Source organism: Paenibacillus periandrae (assembly GCF_022458865.1).
Classification (GTDB): Bacteria; Bacillota; Bacilli; order Paenibacillales; family NBRC-103111; genus Paenibacillus_S; species Paenibacillus_S periandrae.
In genome coordinates, this window is sequence record NZ_JAJNMU010000138.1 from 1 (window position 1) to 418 (window position 418).

1 protein-coding gene is annotated in these 418 nt (G+C 49.0%); it reads left to right on the top strand.

Annotated features, from left to right (window positions below):
* Positions 1-418: hypothetical protein (locus LRL21_RS44950; protein WP_240422226.1), on the top strand; the 418-nt coding region annotated here is incomplete at both ends.

A 418-nucleotide genomic window follows, 5' to 3' on the forward strand; every position in this document is an offset into this window, starting at 1 on the left:
TATGAAGCGACGAGCTTCGGACCGGGAGCAGGGATCATAACGAATGATCCTCAGAAAGTCATAACGGGTCAATATTCAGCCTATGCAGAGGCAGCGCCAAGCCAATATTGGCAAGAATTTAGTATTTCGGATCCCAGCAAAATGCAGCTGGAAAAAAACACGACCTATACCGTATCGTTTAAGCACAAGGCGGTGACAGCCACCAATGGTTTTTACTACTTTGTCGCGCGGAGTGAGGAAGAAGACCGGGATTTCGGTTGGACATCCTGGACAGATCCAGCGGGAACGGTAGGGAGTAAAGTGGTGACCTTCACGACGGGATCGAAAAACAAATACCGGTTACTCTGGGGAATGAATCAGGGTGGGGGCTTGTCGATTGATGATATCCAGGTCACGAAGCTCAATGAATCGTTTGAGC